General features: G+C 71.7%; 15 protein-coding genes. 1 reads left to right on the top strand and 14 read right to left on the bottom strand.

Annotated elements, in window-relative coordinates; genetic code table 11:
- Positions 1–186 precede the first annotated feature (186 nt).
- The 14 genes from ACEPPI_RS10530 to pyrR all read right to left on the bottom strand — a co-directional run bounded on the left by ACEPPI_RS10530 (position 187) and on the right by pyrR (position 16,738).
- The gene (locus tag ACEPPI_RS10530) at positions 187–2,286 is read right to left on the bottom strand and encodes a primosomal protein N' (protein WP_373914963.1); all 2,100 of its coding nucleotides are present in this window, start codon (positions 2,284–2,286) and stop codon (positions 187–189) included.
- An 82-nt stretch (positions 2,287–2,368) separates the two neighbouring features.
- Positions 2,369–3,577, bottom strand: a complete 1,209-nt coding sequence (gene metK, locus ACEPPI_RS10525; RefSeq protein ID WP_356221221.1) for a methionine adenosyltransferase — start codon at positions 3,575–3,577, stop codon at positions 2,369–2,371.
- A gap of 195 nt (positions 3,578–3,772) precedes the next feature.
- Positions 3,773–5,008 carry a bifunctional phosphopantothenoylcysteine decarboxylase/phosphopantothenate--cysteine ligase CoaBC gene (gene coaBC / locus ACEPPI_RS10520; RefSeq protein WP_373914962.1) on the bottom strand — a complete coding sequence of 412 codons (1,236 nt, stop codon included), beginning with the start codon at positions 5,006–5,008 and terminating at the stop codon, positions 3,773–3,775.
- Between the two features lie 98 nt (positions 5,009–5,106).
- The gene (rpoZ, locus tag ACEPPI_RS10515; protein ID WP_004948662.1) at positions 5,107–5,379 is read right to left on the bottom strand and encodes a DNA-directed RNA polymerase subunit omega; all 273 of its coding nucleotides are present in this window, start codon (positions 5,377–5,379) and stop codon (positions 5,107–5,109) included.
- A gap of 61 nt (positions 5,380–5,440) precedes the next feature.
- On the bottom strand, positions 5,441–6,004 hold the full coding sequence (gene gmk, locus ACEPPI_RS10510) for a guanylate kinase (protein WP_030234013.1): 564 nt from the start codon (positions 6,002–6,004) through the stop codon (positions 5,441–5,443).
- 61 nt (positions 6,005–6,065) lie between these two features.
- Positions 6,066–6,389, bottom strand: coding sequence for an integration host factor (locus ACEPPI_RS10505; RefSeq protein WP_373914961.1), 324 nt, complete (start codon positions 6,387–6,389; stop codon positions 6,066–6,068).
- Between the two features lie 302 nt (positions 6,390–6,691).
- Positions 6,692–7,534, bottom strand: a complete 843-nt coding sequence (gene pyrF / locus ACEPPI_RS10500; protein WP_266837900.1) for an orotidine-5'-phosphate decarboxylase — start codon at positions 7,532–7,534, stop codon at positions 6,692–6,694.
- Complete coding sequence (locus ACEPPI_RS10495) at positions 7,531–8,640, bottom strand: quinone-dependent dihydroorotate dehydrogenase (protein ID WP_373915013.1); 1,110 nt, start codon at positions 8,638–8,640, stop codon at positions 7,531–7,533. The genes pyrF and ACEPPI_RS10495 overlap by 4 nt, the downstream gene beginning before the upstream one ends.
- Before the next feature lie 92 nt (positions 8,641–8,732).
- Positions 8,733–12,041 carry a carbamoyl-phosphate synthase large subunit gene (gene carB / locus ACEPPI_RS10490; RefSeq protein ID WP_373914960.1) on the bottom strand — a complete coding sequence of 1,103 codons (3,309 nt, stop codon included), beginning with the start codon at positions 12,039–12,041 and terminating at the stop codon, positions 8,733–8,735.
- Positions 12,034–13,176 (bottom strand): glutamine-hydrolyzing carbamoyl-phosphate synthase small subunit, encoded by a 1,143-nt coding sequence (carA, locus tag ACEPPI_RS10485; RefSeq protein WP_373914959.1) that lies wholly within the window; start codon positions 13,174–13,176, stop codon positions 12,034–12,036. Before carA ends, carB begins: the two co-directional genes overlap by 8 nt.
- Positions 13,173–13,754 carry a hypothetical protein gene (locus ACEPPI_RS10480; RefSeq protein WP_266837905.1) on the bottom strand — a complete coding sequence of 194 codons (582 nt, stop codon included), beginning with the start codon at positions 13,752–13,754 and terminating at the stop codon, positions 13,173–13,175. Before ACEPPI_RS10480 ends, carA begins: the two co-directional genes overlap by 4 nt.
- Positions 13,751–15,037, bottom strand: coding sequence for a dihydroorotase (locus ACEPPI_RS10475; protein ID WP_266837906.1), 1,287 nt, complete (start codon positions 15,035–15,037; stop codon positions 13,751–13,753). Before ACEPPI_RS10475 ends, ACEPPI_RS10480 begins: the two co-directional genes overlap by 4 nt.
- Before the next feature lie 2 nt (positions 15,038–15,039).
- Positions 15,040–16,029, bottom strand: coding sequence for an aspartate carbamoyltransferase catalytic subunit (locus ACEPPI_RS10470; protein WP_373914958.1), 990 nt, complete (start codon positions 16,027–16,029; stop codon positions 15,040–15,042).
- A gap of 103 nt (positions 16,030–16,132) precedes the next feature.
- Positions 16,133–16,738, bottom strand: a complete 606-nt coding sequence (gene pyrR, locus ACEPPI_RS10465) for a bifunctional pyr operon transcriptional regulator/uracil phosphoribosyltransferase PyrR (RefSeq protein ID WP_373914957.1) — start codon at positions 16,736–16,738, stop codon at positions 16,133–16,135.
- A gap of 265 nt (positions 16,739–17,003) precedes the next feature.
- Here pyrR and bldD point away from each other — a divergent pair, with 265 nt between their 5' ends.
- On the top strand, positions 17,004–17,504 hold the full coding sequence (bldD, locus tag ACEPPI_RS10460) for a transcriptional regulator BldD (protein ID WP_007263032.1): 501 nt from the start codon (positions 17,004–17,006) through the stop codon (positions 17,502–17,504).
- The last annotated feature ends 237 nt before the right edge of the window (positions 17,505–17,741 follow it).

Here is a 17,741-nt window from a genome sequence, read left to right as displayed (position 1 = left end):
CCGCAGGACCCCGTGCCCCGGACGCCGCGCGGGGCTGGATTCGCACAGCGAGACTCCAGCCCGCGCGGCGTTCGGGCGCACCGGGTGCGCAGCGCCCGGGACGGGGCCCGTGGCCCCGCCCCGGGGAACGGGCGAAGAGCCGGGCGGGGGGAACGGCCCCGCCCGGCGGCCCCCCGCCACCCGGCCTCAGCCGATGTCCGGCGGGTCGATCCGGATCCGGACCGCATCCGGCGCCGCGACGCCCCGCGCCATCCGCGCGGCCTGCGCCGACTTCAGCGCCGCGGCCAGCGCGGCCCCGCTCCCCGGCGGGACCCGGACCAGGGCCCGCTCCCCCGGCGAGGGCTCCCCCCGCCGCCCGGGCAGCGGTACGGGTCCCAGGACCTCCGCGTCCGGCGGCAGCTCGACGGCCCCGAGGAAGGCCTCCAGCGCCTCCCCCCGGCCCGCCACGGCGGCCATCCGCGACACCGGCGGGAAACCCAGCTGGGCCCGCTCGGCCAGTTCCCGTACGGCGTGCCCGACCGGGTCCCAGCGCACCAGCGCCTGCACGGGCCGCAGCGTCGGCTCGGCCACGACGACCACCTGCCCCTCCCCTCGCACCAGCGACGCGGCGGCGATCCAGCGGCGCAGCGCCTCCTCCCCCGCCCGCAGGTCGGGCCGGCCCAGCATGGCCCAGCCGTCCAGCAGCAGCGCCGCCGCGTACCCCGCGCCCGCGGCGACCGGCTCGGCCCCCGGGGTGCAGACCACCAGTGCCGGGCGGTCCGGCACCTCGTCCAGCACGTGGTCGCGCCCGGAAGTCCGTACGGGCACGGCGGGGAAGGCCCGGCCCAGCTCCTCGGCGGTGCGCCGCGCGCCCACCACCTGGGCGCGGAGCCGGAAGGACCCGCACTCCTGGCAGTGCCAGGCGCTCTCGGCCCGGCCGCACCAGCCGCAGTGCAGGTCCCGCTCGTCGGGGGCCTCCAGCGGCCCGGCGCACACGGTGCAGCGGGCGGGGGTCCGGCAGCGCTCGCAGGCGAGCCGGGGCGCGTAACCGCGCCGCGGCACCTGGACCAGGACCGGCCCGCTCTTCAGGCCCTCCCGGACGGTCTCCCAGGCGAGGCTCGGCAGCCGGGCCGCGCGGGCCGCCCCGTCGCGCGCCAGCAGTTCGTCGCCGACGGTACGGATGCGGGGGGCGACGGAGCGCACCGTCTCCCGGTCGGCCACGAGCGGGCGGGCCCAGCCCGTCTCGACGAGCTGGGCGGCCTCCACCGTGCAGCTGGTGCCGCCGGCCAGGAAGGCGCAGCCGTCGGTGACGGCACGCAGCTCCAGGACCTCGCGGACGTGCGGGAAGGGGGCGTGGTCGTCGCTGTGGCTGGAATCCCCGTCGTCCCAGATCGCCACCAGCCCGAGGTCGCGCACGGGGGCGAACATCGCGGCCCGGGTGCCGACGACCGCGCGCACCGAGCCCCGGCTCACCGCGAGCCACTGCCGGTAGCGCTTCTCGGGCCCGGACTCGGCCGTCAGCAGGGCGTGGCGCCCCTCGCCGAGCAGTTCGGTGAGGGCGGCGTCGACCCGGGCCGCGGTGCGCCCGTCCGGGACCACGGCCAGGGCGCCCCGGCCGGAGGCGAGGGTCGCTGCCATGGCACGGGCCAGTTCCCCGGCCCAGCCGGGGCCGGGCAGGGCGGTCCACACCGCGCGGGGGGCCCCGCCGGTGGCGAGGGCCCGCAGGAACGCGGGCCCGGCGCCGTACCGGGTCCAGCCGCCGGGCTCGGGCACGGGCGGCGGGGGCAGCGGTTCGGGCGAGGGCTTGGCCTCGGCGCGGGCGCTGCGCGCGGGCAGGGCGAGCTGGAGGACATCGGCCAGGCTGCCCGCGTACCGGTCGGCGACGGCGCGGGCGAGGGCCAGCACGGGCGGAGAGAGGACCACCTCGGGCGAGACCACCTGGGCCAGGGCGGCCAGCGCCCCGTTGTAGTCGGACTCGGCCCGCCGCTCCACGATGAAGCCGTCGATGAGCCCGCCGCCCTCACGGCGGCCGCCGTGCACGCGGTGGGAGCCGGCGCCGAAGCGGACCCGGACGCGGACGCCGGGCCGGGCGGTCTCCGCGAGCTCCGCGGGCACCGCGTAGTCGAAGAGCCGGTCGAGGTGGAGCACGCCCTTGTTCACGAGGACCCGGGCGACGGGCAGCTCCTCGGCGACCGCGGCCCCGCGCCAGGTCCGCGGTTTGGCCTTGGGCGCCTTGGCCTTCGCCTCGGCGACCATCTCCCGGATCAGTGCGAGCTGCTCCGGCGGGGAATCGTTCGCGCTGCTCACACAGGCATTCTTACCAAAGACCACTGACAGCGAACGGCCCCGGACCTGGAGGTCCGGGGCCGTTCGTCGCGTGCGGCGGCGTTTACAGACCGGCGGCGGCGCGCAGGGCGTCGACGCGGTCGGTGCGCTCCCAGGTGAAGTCCGGCAGCTCGCGGCCGAAGTGGCCGTAGGCGGCGGTCTGGGCGTAGATCGGGCGCAGCAGGTCGAGGTCGCGGATGATCGCGGCCGGGCGCAGGTCGAAGACCTCGCCGATGGCGTCCTCGATCTTCTGGACGTCGACCTTGTGCGTGCCGAAGGTCTCGACGAAGAGGCCGACGGGCTCGGCCTTGCCGATGGCGTACGCGACCTGGACCTCGCAGCGCGCGGCAAGACCGGCGGCGACCACGTTCTTGGCGACCCAGCGCATCGCGTACGCGGCGGAGCGGTCGACCTTCGACGGGTCCTTGCCCGAGAAGGCGCCGCCACCGTGGCGGGCCATGCCGCCGTAGGTGTCGATGATGATCTTGCGGCCGGTGAGGCCGGCGTCGCCCATCGGGCCGCCGATCTCGAAGCGGCCGGTCGGGTTCACCAGCAGCCGGTAGCCCTCGGTGTCCAGCTTGATGCCGTCCTCGACGAGCTGCGCCAGCACGTGCTCCACGACGAACTCGCGGATGTCCGGGGCGAGCAGCGAGTCCAGGTCGATGTCCGCGGCGTGCTGCGAGGACACCACGACGGTGTCCAGGCGCACGGCCTTGTCGCCGTCGTACTCGATGGTGACCTGGGTCTTGCCGTCGGGGCGCAGGTACGGGATGGTCCCGTTCTTGCGGACCTCGGACAGCCGCTTCGAGAGGCGGTGCGCGATGTGGATCGGGAGCGGCATCAGCTCGGGCGTCTCGTCGCAGGCGTAGCCGAACATCAGGCCCTGGTCGCCGGCGCCCTGCTTGTCGAGCTCGTCCTCGTCACCCTCGACGCGCTGCTCGTACGCGGTGTCCACGCCCTGGGCGATGTCGGGGGACTGCGCGCCGATGGACACCGACACGCCGCAGGAGGCGCCGTCGAAGCCCTTCTTGGACGAGTCGTAGCCGATCTCGAGGATCTTGTCGCGGACGAGCTGCGCGATCGGCGCGTACGCCTTCGTGGTCACCTCGCCCGCGATGTGGACGAGACCGGTGGTGATGAGAGTCTCCACGGCCACACGCGAGGTCGGGTCCTCGGTGAGGAGCGCGTCGAGGATCGTGTCGCTGATCTGGTCAGCGATCTTGTCGGGGTGACCCTCGGTGACGGACTCCGAGGTGAACAAGCGACGGGACACAACGCTCCCTGGGGTTGCAGCGGCTGCTGGCTGATCATTTGGCGGAACCACACCGGGGGCTGCGCCCGATCACGTTCCAGGTTGCAGTTTATCGGTCGCCACCGTTCGCCGGACCACCTGTCTCGCCTTATGGGAGCCATGTGACCTGCGGCACTCCATTCTGACGCACGGATTTGCCTCCGAGAAGAGCGACGCTCAGGCGCTTCTGGAGCCGTCCCGGGTCGCGAGGAGCCCCACCACCCGGTCCCAAATCACGTCCGCCAGAACCTCCTTCGGACCATGGAGTACGGGAGTCTCCACGCCATCGGAGGCCAGGACTACAGCCTCATTCTCCTCCGAACCGAAGGTCTTGCTCTCGCCGACCTCGTTGACCACGAGAAGGTCACATCGCTTGCGGCGGAGCTTGGCCCGGCCGTTGGCGAGCACGTCGTCGGTCTCGGCGGCGAAACCGACGACGATCTGGCCCTCCCGGGCCCGGTCGGCGGAGATCTCCGCGAGCACGTCGGGGTTGCGCACGAGGGCGACGGGCTCGGGCTCCTGTCCGTCCTTCTTCTTGATCTTGCCGTCGGCGTACCGGGCCGGCCGGAAGTCGGCCACCGCCGCCGCCATCACCACGGCGTCGGCGTCGGCGGCCGCCTTCAGCACAGCCTCGCGCAGCTGGAGGGCGGTCCCCACGCGTACGACGTCCACTCCGGCCGGGTCCGCGAGCGCGGTGTTGGCCGCGACGAGGGTGACCCGGGCCCCGCGCGCGGCGGCCGTGCGGGCGAGGGCGTACCCCTGCTTGCCGGAGGAGCGGTTGCCGAGGAAGCGGACGGGATCGAGCGGCTCCCGGGTGCCGCCGGCGCTGATCACCACGTGGCGTCCGGCCAGGTCGGGCCCGGCCGCACCGCGCGCCAGGACCCGGCGGCAGACCTCGTAGATCTCCTCGGGGTCGGGCAGCCGGCCCTTGCCGGTGTCCTTGCCGGTGAGCCGGCCCACGGCGGGCTCGATCACGACGGCGCCGCGGCGGCGCAGCGTGGCGACGTTCTCCTGCGTGGCGGGGTGCTCCCACATCTCGGTGTGCATCGCGGGGGCGAAGACCACCGGGCAGCGGGCGGTGAGCAGGGTGTTCGTGAGCAGGTCGTCGGCGAGCCCGTGGGCGGCCTTGGCCAGCATGTCGGCGGTGGCGGGGGCGACGACGACGAGGTCGGCGCCCTGCCCGATGCGCACGTGGGGCACCTCGTGGACGCTCTCCCAGACCTCGGTGGAGGCCGGGTTCCCGGAGAGCGCGGACCAGGTGGCCTCGCCGACGAAGTTCAGGGAGGCGGCCGTGGGCACCACCCGGACGTCGTGCCCCGACTCCGTCAGCCGGCGCAGCAGCTCGCAGGCCTTGTACGCGGCGATCCCGCCGCTGACCCCCAGCACGACCTTCGGCCTACCCGGCTTGTCCACCACTCGCTCCCCGTTCGGAATCGTCTACGCCACCTATGACACACCACAGGCCCGGCAGATGTTCTGCCGGGCCTGTGGTGAAGAGAATGTTCCGCGCCTTACTGGGCCGGGGCCTCGATGGCCTCGGAGGTCAGCAGGCCCGCGTTGATCTCGCGCAGCGCGATCGAAAGCGGCTTCTCGTGGACGTGGGTGTCCACCAGCGGGCCGACGTACTCAAGCAGGCCCTCGCCGAGCTGCGAGTAGTACGCGTTGATCTGACGCGCGCGCTTGGCCGCGTAGATCACGAGGCTGTACTTCGAGTCCGTGGCCTCGAGCAGCTCGTCGATCGGCGGGTTGATGATGCCCTCGGGCGCAGTGATGGAAGAGGACACGCTCTACCTTCCGAAGATGGGTGAAAGATCAAACATCAATCGACATGACATCGATCAACGATCAAACAACTTTCATCAAGGCTAGCAGCTCACGCGCCACGTCCTCGACGGAGGTGTTGACCAGGGTGGTGTCGAACTCGGACTCGGCAGCCAGTTCGATCTTGGCGGAGTCGAGCCTGCGCTCGATCACCTCGGGGGATTCGGTACCGCGGCCGGTGAGCCGGCGGACCAGTTCGTCCCAGCTGGGCGGTGCCAGGAAGACCAGCTGGGCGTCGGGCTTGGACTCGCGGACGAGCCGGGCGCCCTGGAGGTCGATCTCCAGCAGCACCGGTTCGCCGTTGTCCAGGCGTTCCAGCACCGCGCCGCGGGGCGTGCCGTAGCGGTTGCCCGCGAATTCGGCCCACTCCAGCAGCTCGCCGTTGGCGATCAGCTTGTCGAACTCGTCGTCGTTGACGAAGAAGTAGTGGACTCCGTGTCGCTCACCGGGCCGCGGCTTGCGGGTGGTGGCCGACACCGAGAGCCATACCTCGGGGTGAACCTTGCGCATATGCGCGACGACCGTGCTCTTGCCGACCCCAGAAGGGCCGGAGAGCACGGTCAGCCGCGGACGAACCTCTGCTGCCATAGAGCGATTATCCAGGTTCTCGGGACTGCCTGAGAACGCCGGGAGAACTTCGGGCGACGCCTCAGGCGCCGCTACCGCCGAACTCACGCTCCAGAGAGGCGATCTGGTTGGAACCGAGACCTCGGACACGCCGGGACTCGGAGATGCCGAGGCGCTCCATGATCTGCTTGGCGCGGACCTTGCCCACGCCGGGCAGCGACTCCAGAAGGGCGGAGACCTTCATCTTGCCGATGACGTCGTTCTCCTGGCCCATCTTGATGACGTCATGGAGCGAGGCGCCGGAATGCTTGAGTCGATTCTTCACCTCGGCCCGCTCCCGGCGAGCCGCGGCGGCCTTTTCGAGCGCTGCTGCGCGCTGTTCAGGGGTAAGGGGCGGAAGAGCCACGCCTACGTCACCTCGGATGTCGAACTGTCGGATACGGACCGGCGAGGAGCCCCAGGGCACCACGCCGGGCGAGCTCCCGAACAGCGCAGGAAATCGTTCGCTGCTCGTTCACTCTGGTCGGAGACTAGCGGCCATGGCCGCTCCAGTCAGCGAGAACGGACGAAAAGTCCTGGTCAGCCTCCACTGAACCGTACATCACGGACAAACTACCCCGGTTTTGTCCGGGGAAAGACGTTCGAATTTCGTCAAGCCGTGCCATGTGTCCGTGCCGAGGTGTTCGCGGGCGTGGCCCCGGACGGGGATTACGCCGCGACAGCCGCGCGGATCTCGTCCGCGAACCGGCGGGACGCGTCGCGCAGGGCGGTCACGTCCGGGCCGTGCTTCAGGACGCCCCGCGACACGTTCGGGACGACGTTGCCGACCGCCTTGCCGAAGACCGCCGGGAGGTCCGCCGCCGTCGCGCCCTGCGCGCCGATGCCGGGAGCCAGCAGCGGCCCGTTGATGTCCAGGTCGAAGGAGGACAGGTCGCCCAGCGTCGCCCCGACCACGGCCCCGAAGGAGCCCATCGGCGCGGCCCCCTCGTTCTCGGCGGCCAGGTGCGCCAGCATCGTCGCCCCGATGGTCCGGCCGTCCTCGCGGACCGCCCGCTGGACCTCCGCGCCCTCCGGGTTGGAGGTGAGCGCCAGGACGAACAGCCCCGCGCCGGACTCCCGTGCCAGCTCCACGGCCGGCTTCAGCGAGCCGTAGCCGAGGTACGGGGACACCGTCAGCGCGTCCGAGAACAGCGGGGACGCCGGGTCCAGGAAGGCCGAGGCGTACGCGGCCATGGTGGAGCCGATGTCGCCCCGCTTGGCGTCCATCAGCACCAGCGTGCCCGCCGCCCGCGCGTCGGCCACCGTCCGCTCCAGCACCGCGACACCGCGCGAGCCGAAGCGCTCGAAGAAGGCCGCCTGCGGCTTGAAGACCGCCACCTGGTCGGCCAGGGCCTCCACGACGGTGCGCGAGAACCGCTCCAGGCCCGCGATGTCGTCGTCCAGGCCCCAGGAGGCCAGCAGGGCGGCGTGCGGATCGATGCCCACGCACAGCGGGCCCCGCGCGTCCATGGCGGCGCGCAGACGGGTACCGAAGGGGGTCACAGGGCTCACAGCGCGGCCTTTCGGGTCTCGGCGCCCACCGCTTCGGCGAGGGTCGCGTAGGGGCTGGCGGCCAGGCGCGCGGCCAGGCCCTTGTGGATGGCGCGGGCGTAGAACGGGCCCTCGTAGATGAAGGCGCTGTAGCCCTGGATCAGGGTGGCGCCCGCGAGGATGCGCTGCCAGGCGTCCTCGGCGTTCTCGATGCCGCCGACGCCCACCAGGACCATCCGGTCCCCCACGCGCGCGTACAGGCGGCGCAGGACCTCCAGGGAGCGTTCCTTGACGGGCGCGCCGGACAGCCCGCCGGTCTCCCCGACCAGGGCGGGGTCGGACTTCAGGCCCAGGCCCTCGCGCGCGATGGTGGTGTTGGTGGCGATGATGCCGTCCAGGCCCAGCTCCAGGGCGAGATCGGCGACTGCGTCGACGTCCTCGTCCGCGAGGTCGGGGGCGATCTTCACGAGCAGCGGCACCCGGCGGCCGGTCACCGCGTGGTCGGCGGCCTCGCGCACGGCGGTCAGCAGCGGGCGCAGCGACTCGGTGGCCTGGAGGTTTCGCAGGCCGGGGGTGTTCGGCGAGGAGACGTTGACGACGAGGTAGTCGGCGTGCCGGGCCAGGCGCTCGGTGGAGAGCACGTAGTCCGCGGCGGCCTCCTCCTCGGGCACCACCTTGGTCTTGCCGATGTTGACGCCGACGACCGTCCGGAAGACGGGGTTGCGGGCGGCGAGGCGGGTCGCGACGGCCGCGGAGCCCTCGTTGTTGAAGCCCATGCGGTTGATCAGGGCGCGGTCGGGGACGAGGCGGAAGAGCCGCTTCTTGGGGTTGCCGGGCTGCGCCTGTCCGGTGACCGTGCCGATCTCGACGTGGTCGAAGCCGAGCATGGACATGCCGTCGATGGCGACGGCGTTCTTGTCGAAGCCGGCCGCGAGCCCGAAGGGGCCGTGCATCCGCAGGCCGAGGGCCTCGGTGCGGAGCCCCTCGTACCGGGGCGCGAGGGCCGCCGCGACGAAGGTGCGCAGCACGGGGGTGCGGGCGGCGAGGCGGATCCAGCGGAAGGCCGTGTAGTGGGCCTGCTCCGGGTCCATCCGCTTGAAGACGAGGTTGAAGAAGAGTTTGTACACGGTGCCTGAGGATCCCTCTGCGCTCATGAGGAAGGGGACACCCGGCGCGCGGTCGGCGCGCCGGGGTCCCCCTCCGTCGTACGGGCCTGTCGTCAGTCGCGGGCGGCGGTCAGGTGCTCCGCGTGCTCCTGGAGGGAGCGGACGCCCACGTCACCGCGGTTGAGCGCGTCGATGCCCTGGACGGCGGCGGCGAGCGCCTGGACCGTGGTCAGGCACGGGACGCTGCGCGCCACGGCCGCCGTGCGGATCTCGTAGCCGTCGAGGCGGCCGCCGGTCCCGTACGGGGTGTTGACGATCAGGTCGACCTGGCCGTCGTGGATGAGCTGGACGATGGTCTTCTCGCCGGCGGGTCCCTCGCCCTCGCTGAGCTTGCGGACCACGGTGGCGTTGATGCCGTTGCGGCGCAGCACCTCGGCGGTGCCCGAGGTGGCGAGGAGTTCGAAGCCGTGGGCGACGAGCTCGCGCGCCGGGAAGATCATCGAACGCTTGTCGCGGTTGGCGACGGAGATGAAGGCGCGGCCCTTGGTGGGCAGCGGGCCGTAGGCGCCCGCCTGCGACTTGGCGTAGGCCGTGCCGAAGACGGAGTCGATGCCCATGACCTCGCCGGTGGAGCGCATCTCCGGGCCGAGGACGGTGTCCACGCCGCGGCCGTGGATGTCGCGGAAGCGCGACCACGGCATGACGGCCTCCTTGACGGAGATCGGCGCGTCGAGCGGCAGGGTGCCGCCGTCGCCGGTCTTCGGGAGCATGCCCTCCTCGCGCAGCTCGGCGATGGTGGCGCCGAGGGAGAGGCGGGCGGCGGCCTTCGCGAGCGGGACGGCGGTCGCCTTCGAGGTGAAGGGGACGGTCCGGGAGGCGCGCGGGTTGGCCTCCAGGACGTAGAGGATGTCACCCGCCATCGCGAACTGGATGTTGATCAGGCCGCGGACGCCGACGCCCTTGGCGATGGCCTCGGTGGAGGCGCGCAGGCGCTTGATGTCGTAGCCGCCGAGGGTGATCGGGGGCAGGGCGCAGGCGGAGTCGCCGGAGTGGATGCCGGCTTCCTCGATGTGCTCCATGACGCCGCCGAGGTAGAGCTCGTGGCCGTCGTAGAGGGCGTCCACGTCGATCTCGATCGCGTCGTCGAGGAAGCGGTCGACCAGGACGGGGCGGGTCGGGGAGATCTCGGTGGACTCCGCGATGTACGACTCCAGGCGGGTCTCGTCGTAGACGATCTCCATGCCGCGGCCGCCGAGCACGTAGGACGGGCGCACGAGGACCGGGTAGCCGATCTCGTCCGCGATCGCCTTCGCGCCCGCGAAGGTGGTGGCGGTGCCGTGCTTGGGGGCGGGCAGGCCCGCCTCGGCCAGGACCTGGCCGAAGGCGCCGCGGTCCTCGGCGGCGTGGATGGCCTCCGGCGGGGTGCCGACGACCGGGACGCCGTTGTCCTTGAGGGCCTGGGCGAGGCCCAGCGGGGTCTGGCCGCCGAGCTGGACGACGACACCGGCGATGGGGCCGGCCAGCGACTCGGCGTGGACGATCTCCAGCACGTCTTCGAGCGTCAGCGGCTCGAAGTACAGGCGGTCGGAGGTGTCGTAGTCCGTCGAGACGGTCTCCGGGTTGCAGTTGACCATCACGGTCTCGTAGCCGGCGTCGCTGAGGGCGAAGGAGGCGTGGACGCAGGAGTAGTCGAACTCGATGCCCTGGCCGATGCGGTTCGGGCCGGAGCCCAGGATGATCACCGCGGGCTTGGTGCGCGGGGCGACCTCGGACTCCTCGTCGTAGGACGAGTAGAAGTACGGGGTCTTCGCGGCGAACTCGGCGGCGCAGGTGTCGACCGTCTTGTAGACCGGGCGGACGCCGAGCGCGTGGCGGACCTCGCGGACGACGTCCTCGCGCAGGCCGCGGATCTCGGCGATCTGGGCGTCGGAGAAGCCGTGGCGCTTGGCCTCGGCGAGCAGCTCGGGGTGGAGCTTCTCGGCGGCGGCCAGCTCGTCGGCGATCTCCTTGATCAGGAAGAGCTGGTCGACGAACCAGGGGTCGATCTTCGTGGACTCGAAGACCTCTTCCTGGGTGGCGCCGGCGCGGATGGCCTGCATGACGGTGTTGATACGGCCGTCGGTGGGGCGTACGGCGGTGGCGAGGAGCTCGTCCTTGTCGCCGACGGGGCCGACGAAGGTGAACTGCGAGCCCTTCTTCTCCAGGGAGCGCAGGGCCTTCTGGAGGGCCTCGGTGAAGTTGCGGCCGATGGCCATGGCCTCGCCCACCGACTTCATGGTGGTGGTGAGGGTGGAGTCGGCGAGCGGGAACTTCTCGAATGCGAAGCGCGGGGCCTTGACGACGACGTAGTCGAGGGACGGCTCGAAGGAGGCCGGGGTCTTCTCGGTGATGTCGTTGGGGACCTCGTCGAGCGTGTAGCCGATGGCCAGCTTGGCGGCGATCTTGGCGATCGGGAAGCCGGTGGCCTTCGACGCGAGCGCCGAGGAGCGCGAGACGCGCGGGTTCATCTCGATGACGATGACGCGGCCGTCGACCGGGTCGATCGCGAACTGGATGTTGCAGCCGCCGGTGTCGACGCCGACCTCGCGGATGATCGCGATGCCGATGTCGCGCAGGCGCTGGTACTCGCGGTCGGTGAGGGTCATCGCCGGGGCGACGGTGATGGAGTCGCCGGTGTGGACGCCCATCGGGTCGAAGTTCTCGATGGAGCAGACGACGACCACGTTGTCCTTGGTGTCGCGCATCAGCTCCAGCTCGTACTCCTTCCAGCCGAGGATGGACTCCTCCAGGAGCACCTCGGTGGTCGGGGAGAGCGTGAGGCCCTGGCCGGCGATGCGGCGCAGCTCGTCCTCGTCGTGGGCGAAGCCGGAGCCGGCGCCGCCCATGGTGAAGGAGGGGCGCACGACGACGGGGTAGCCGCCGAGGGTGTCGACGCCGGCGATGACGTCGTCCATCGTGTGGCAGATGACCGAGCGGGCGGACTCGCCGTAGCCGATCTTGGCCTTGACGGCCTCGACGACGCCCTTGAAGAGGTCGCGGTCCTCGCCCTTGTTGATGGCCTCGACGTTGGCGCCGATGAGCTCGACGCCGTACTTCTCCAGCACACCCTGCTCGTGCATGGAGATCGCGGTGTTGAGCGCGGTCTGGCCGCCGAGGGTCGGGAGCAGCGCGTCGGGGCGCTCCTTCGCGATGATCTTCTCGACGAACTCGGGGGTGATCGGCTCGACGTACGTGGCGTCGGCGATCTCCGGGTCGGTCATGATCGTCGCCGGGTTGGAGTTCACCAGGATGACCCGCAGGCCCTCGGCCTTGAGGATGCGGCAGGCCTGGGTGCCGGAGTAGTCGAACTCGGCGGCCTGGCCGATGACGATCGGGCCGGAGCCGATGACCAGGACGGACTGGATATCGGTGCGCTTAGGCACGCTCGGCCTCCATCAGATTTACGAAGCGGTCGAAGAGGTACGCGGCGTCGTGCGGGCCGGCTGCCGCTTCGGGGTGGTACTGGACGGAGAAGGCCGGCTGGTCGAGCAGCTGGAGGCCCTCCACGACGTTGTCGTTCAGGCAGACGTGCGAGACCTCGGCGCGCCCGTAGGCGGTGTCCGAGACCTTGTCGAGGGGCGCGTCCACAGCGAAGCCGTGGTTGTGCGCGGTGATCTCGACCTTGCCGGTGGTGCGGTCCTGCACCGGCTGGTTGATGCCGCGGTGGCCGTACTTCAGCTTGTAGGTGCCGAAGCCCAGCGAGCGGCCGAGGATCTGGTTGCCGAAGCAGATGCCGAAGAGCGGGGTCTTGCGCTCCAGCACGCCCTGCATGACGGAGACCGCGTGATCGGCGGTGGCCGGGTCGCCGGGGCCGTTGGAGAAGAACACGCCGTCCGGGGAGACCGCGTAGACGTCCTCGACGGTGGAGGTGGCGGGCAGGACGTGCACCTCGATGCCGCGCTCGGCCATCCGGTGCGGGGTCATGCCCTTGATGCCGAGGTCGACGGCGGCCACGGTGAACTTCTTCTCACCGATGGCGGGGACGACGTAGGCCTCCTTGGTGGCGACCTCAGCGGAGAGGTTCGCACCCTTCATCTGGGGGGCTTCCAGGACGCGCGCCAGCAGCGCGGCGTCGTCGGCGACGGCGTCGCCGGAGAAGATGCCGACGCGCATGGCGCCGCGCTCGCGCAGGTGGCGGGTCAGGGCGCGGGTGTCGATGCCGGAGATCCCGACGACGCCCTGCTTGACCAGCTCCTCGTCCAGCGAGCGCTGCGCGCGCCAGTTGGAGGGGACGCGGGCGGGGTCGCGGACCACGTAGCCGGACACCCAGATGCGGGAGGACTCGGGGTCCTCGTCGTTGACGCCGGTGTTGCCCACGTGCGGGGCGGTCATCACGACGACCTGCCGGTGGTACGACGGGTCGGTGAGGGTCTCCTGGTAGCCGGTCATGCCGGTGGAGAACACGGCCTCGCCGAAGGTCTCCCCCACAGCGCCGTAGGCGCGGCCGCGGAAGATCCGACCGTCCTCCAGGACGAGTACGGCGGGAGCTTTGGCTGCTCCCCTGGTGGAGGTCGTCATCGTTCGGCGCCTTCCGTCGTGATGGATGGGTTCATGAGGTTGATCGCTTCGACCCAGGCGGCGTGTTCGGCCGCGCGGTCGGAGCGGAATCCGGAGTCGATCAGCTTGTCGCCGTGCGCCCAGGTGACGACGAGGAGACCGCCCTCGGTGAGTACCTTGCCCGCGATTCCCTTGTCGAGGCGGGCGCCGCGCAGCTGCGCGGCCGGTACGAAGAAGTCGGTGGCACCCGGACGGACCACGTCGAGGCCCGCGTCGGTGAGCGTGAGCTCCACCCGGCTGCGCACCCCCAGACCGTGGGCGACGATCCGGTCGAGCCACTGCCCGGCCGTGGTGGACCCGTGGTACCGGCCGGTCAGGGCCAGCCGGTGCTCGGGGAGACCGCCGGGGGCGGCGGGGAGCTCCGGCAGATCGCTCTGCAGGGCCCCGCGCCATTTCCAGCCCTGCCGCATCAGCCAGTACACGAACGCGATGAAGACGAGCAGACCGATCACCCACGCGATGCGGGCGCCCCAGTCCGTCACCTCCGCCGACTGTCGTTCGGCGGCCTCGGCGGCCAGTTGGATTACTGCAGGTGTCACGCCAGTTTCCCGTCCACGACCGTTGCCCGGCCCCGCAGGAAGGTGTGAGTGACGCGCCCCGGCAGCTCACGGCCCTCGTAAGGCGTGTTGCGGCTGCGGGAGGCGAAGTGTGCGGGGTCCACAGCACCACGGTACGAGGTATCGACCAGCGTCAGGTTGGCGGGTTCACCAGCCGAGACGGGACGGCCGTGGCCGGAGAGCCCGCCGATGCGCGCCGGCGCGGCGGACATCCGGTCGGCGACGCCCGCCCAGTCGAGCAGGCCCGTCTCCACCATCGTCTGCTGGACGACGGAGAGCGCGGTCTCCAGGCCCACCATGCCCATGGCGGCGGCGGCCCACTCGCAGTCCTTGTCCTCGTGCGGGTGCGGGGCGTGGTCGGTGGCGACGATGTCGATCGTGCCGTCGGCGAGCGCCTCGCGCAGGGCCATCACGTCGCGCTCGGTGCGCAGCGGCGGGTTGACCTTGTAGACCGGGTTGTACGAGCGGACGAGCTCGTCGGTGAGGAGCAGGTGGTGCGGGGTGACCTCGGCGGTGACGTCGATGCCGCGGGACTTGGCCCAGCGGACGATCTCGACGGAGCCGGCGGTGGAGAGGTGGCAGATGTGCACCCGGGAACCGACGTGCTCGGCGAGGAGGACATCGCGGGCGATGATCGACTCCTCGGCGACGGCGGGCCAGCCGCCGAGGCCGAGCTCGGCGGAGACGACGCCCTCGTTCATCTGGGCGCCCTCGGTGAGGCGGGGCTCCTGGGCGTGCTGGGCGACGACGCCGCCGAAGGCCTTCACGTACTCCAGGGCACGGCGCATGATCACGGCGTCGTCCACGCACTTGCCGTCGTCGGAGAAGACGGTGACGCGGGCGGCGGACTCGTGCATGGCGCCCAGCTCGGAGAGCTTCTTGCCCTCCAGGCCGACCGTGACGGCGCCGATGGGCTGCACGTCGCAGTACCCGGACTCCTTGCCCAGGCGCCAGACCTGCTCGACGACGCCGGCGGTGTCGGCGACCGGGAAGGTGTTGGCCATGGCGAAGACGGCGGTGTAGCCGCCGGAGGCGGCGGCGCGGGTGCCGGTCAGGACGGTCTCGGAGTCCTCGCGGCCGGGCTCGCGCAGGTGCGTGTGCAGGTCGACGAGGCCCGGGAGCAGGGTCAGGCCCTCCGCCTCGATGACGGTCGCGCCCTCGGCGGACAGGCCGCTGCCGACCTCCGCGATGGTCTCGCCGTCGATCAGGACGTCCTGCGCCTCGCCACCGAGCACCTTCGCGCCACGAATAAGGATCTTGCTCATCTTTACTTGGTCTCCTCGGTGCGCGGGGCTGCGGTGGTGGTGACGGCGGGCTCGGATCCTCCGAGCAGCAGGTACAGGACGGCCATGCGGATGGAGACGCCGTTGGCGACCTGCTCGATGACGGTGCAGCGGTCGGAGTCGGCGACCTCGGCGGTGATCTCCATGCCGCGGACCATCGGGCCGGGGTGCATGACGATGGCGTGCTCCGGCATCCGCGCCATCCGGGCGGCGTCCAGGCCGTAGCGGCGCGAGTACTCGCGCTCGGTCGGGAAGAAGGCGGCGTTCATCCGCTCGCGCTGCACACGCAGCATCATGACCGCGTCGGACTTCGCCAGCACGTCGTCGAGGCTGTACGAGATCTCGCAGGGCCAGGTCTCCACGCCGACGGGCACCAGGGTGGGCGGGGCCACCAGGGTGACCTCGGCGCCGAGGGTGTGCAGCAGGTCCACGTTGGAACGGGCCACGCGGCTGTGCAGGACGTCGCCGACGAGGGTGATCCGGCGGCCGTCGAGGCCCTTGCCGAGGCCGGCGTCCCGGCCGACCAGGCGGCGGCGCATGGTGAAGGCGTCGAGCAGGGCCTGGGTGGGGTGCTGGTGGGTGCCGTCGCCCGCGTTGATGACGGGGGCGTCGATCCAGCCGGAGTTGGCGAGGCGGTAGGGCGCGCCGGAGGCGTGGTGGCGGATGACGACCGCGTCGACGCCCATGGCCTCCAGGGTCTGGGCCGTGTCCTTGAGGGACTCGCCCTTGGAGACGCTGGAGCCCTTGGCCGCGAAGTTGATCACGTCGGCGGACAGGCGCTTCTCGGCGGCTTCGAAGGAGATCCGGGTGCGGGTGGAGTCCTCGAAGAAGAGGTTGCAGATGGTGCGGCCGCGGAGGGTGGGCAGCTTCTTTATCGGCCGGTCCGCGACGCGGGCCATCTCCTCGGCGGTGTCGAGGATGAGGACGGCGTCGTCGCGCGTGAGGTCGGCGGCCGAGATGAGGTGGCGCTTCATCCGGTTACTCCGTAAGTCGGGAGGGCAGGCGGGAGGACTGACTGGATGCGGGCAGGGCAGGCTGCGGCGCGGACCCCGCGAAGGGGTCCGGCACCCGGAGGGGCTACTGCCCGGAGGCCTGGTCGGTCCGCTGGCCGAGCAGCACGGCGTCGCGGCCGTCCTCCTCCTGGAGCTGGACCTTGACGGTCTCCCGCAGCGACGTGGGGAGGTTCTTGCCGACGTAGTCGGCGCGGATCGGGAGCTCCCGGTGGCCGCGGTCGACGAGGACCGCGAGCTGTACGGCGCGGGGCCGGCCGATGTCGCCGAGGGCGTCGAGGGCGGCGCGGATGGTGCGGCCGGAGAAGAGCACGTCGTCGACGAGGATCACCAGACGGCCGTCGATGCCGTCGCCGGGGATCTCCGTGCGGCCGATCGCCCGGGCGGGCTTCAGGCGCAGGTCGTCGCGGTACATGGTGATGTCGAGGGATCCGACCGGGATCTTCGTGCCGGTGATCTCTTCGAGCTTGGCCGCCAGCCGCTCGGCGAGGAACACGCCGCGGGTGGGAATGCCGAGGAGCACCACGTCGTCGGCGCCCTTGGCGCGTTCGACGATCTCGTGGGCGATGCGGGTCAGGACCCGGGCGATGTCCTGCGCCTCCAGCACGGGGCGCATTGCTTCGCCGGCGTTCCGACCGCCGTCTTCAGAAATCTGAGAAGTCTGGCTGTCCATGAAAAGGACCTCCTTCTCCGCCTCACGGGACGGACCTTAAAGGACGTCTGACGTACGCCGTCCACGGTACCAGGACCCTGCGCCCGGCCCCGCACGCGGGGTCCCGCGGAGCCCTCGTCAGTGGGCGGCGAAGACCATTCGGCTTGACGCATCCACGTAACGCTGCGTAACCTCACAGTGAGTTACCAGCCGCGCGACGGCCCCGCATGTCATCCATGCAGCCCGTCGTCCATGTCGTCACAGCGTCACAGCGTCCGGGAGCGTTATGTCCAGCGAATACGCCAAACAGCTCGGGGCCAAGCTCCGCGCCATCCGCACCCAGCAGGGCCTCTCCCTCCACGGTGTCGAGGAGAAGTCCCAGGGCCGGTGGAAGGCCGTGGTGGTCGGCTCCTACGAGCGCGGGGACCGCGCCGTGACCGTCCAGCGTCTCGCCGAGCTGGCGGACTTCTACGGGGTTCCGGTGCAGGAACTGCTGCCGGGCACGACCCCCGGCGGAGCGGCCGAGCCGCCGCCGAAGCTGCGCCTCGACCTGGAGCGCCTGGCGGGCGTCCCCGCCGAGAAGGCCGGCCCGCTCCAGCGCTACGCGGCGACCATCCAGAGCCAGCGCGGCGACTACAACGGCAAGGTGCTGTCGATCCGCCAGGACGACCTGCGCACCCTGGCCGTCATCTACGACCAGTCCCCCTCGGTCCTGACCGAGCAGCTGATCAGCTGGGGCGTCCTCGACGCCGACGCGCGGCGCGCGGTGGCCCACGAGGACATCTAGTCCTGAAGCCCGGACATCGGGCCCAGGCCAGCAGAAACGTTTACCGGGGGGGGGGGGGGGGGGGGGGGGGGGGGGGGGGGGGGGGGCGGGGGGGGGGGGGGGGGGGGGGGGGGGCGGGGGGCGCCCGCCCCCCCCCCCCCCCGCCCCCCTTCGTGGTCACTGCCGGGCCGCGGCCTCCGCCGCCCCGGCCTGTGCCGGGACCTCGGTGGAGCCCTCGGCGGCCGGGGCGTGGGCGGC

The organism is Streptomyces sp. AB3(2024) (assembly GCF_041862025.1).
Classification (GTDB): domain Bacteria; phylum Actinomycetota; class Actinomycetes; order Streptomycetales; family Streptomycetaceae; genus Streptomyces.
The sequence above is the reverse complement of the archived record's forward strand: the minus strand, read 5'-3'. Positions and strand labels throughout refer to the sequence as shown.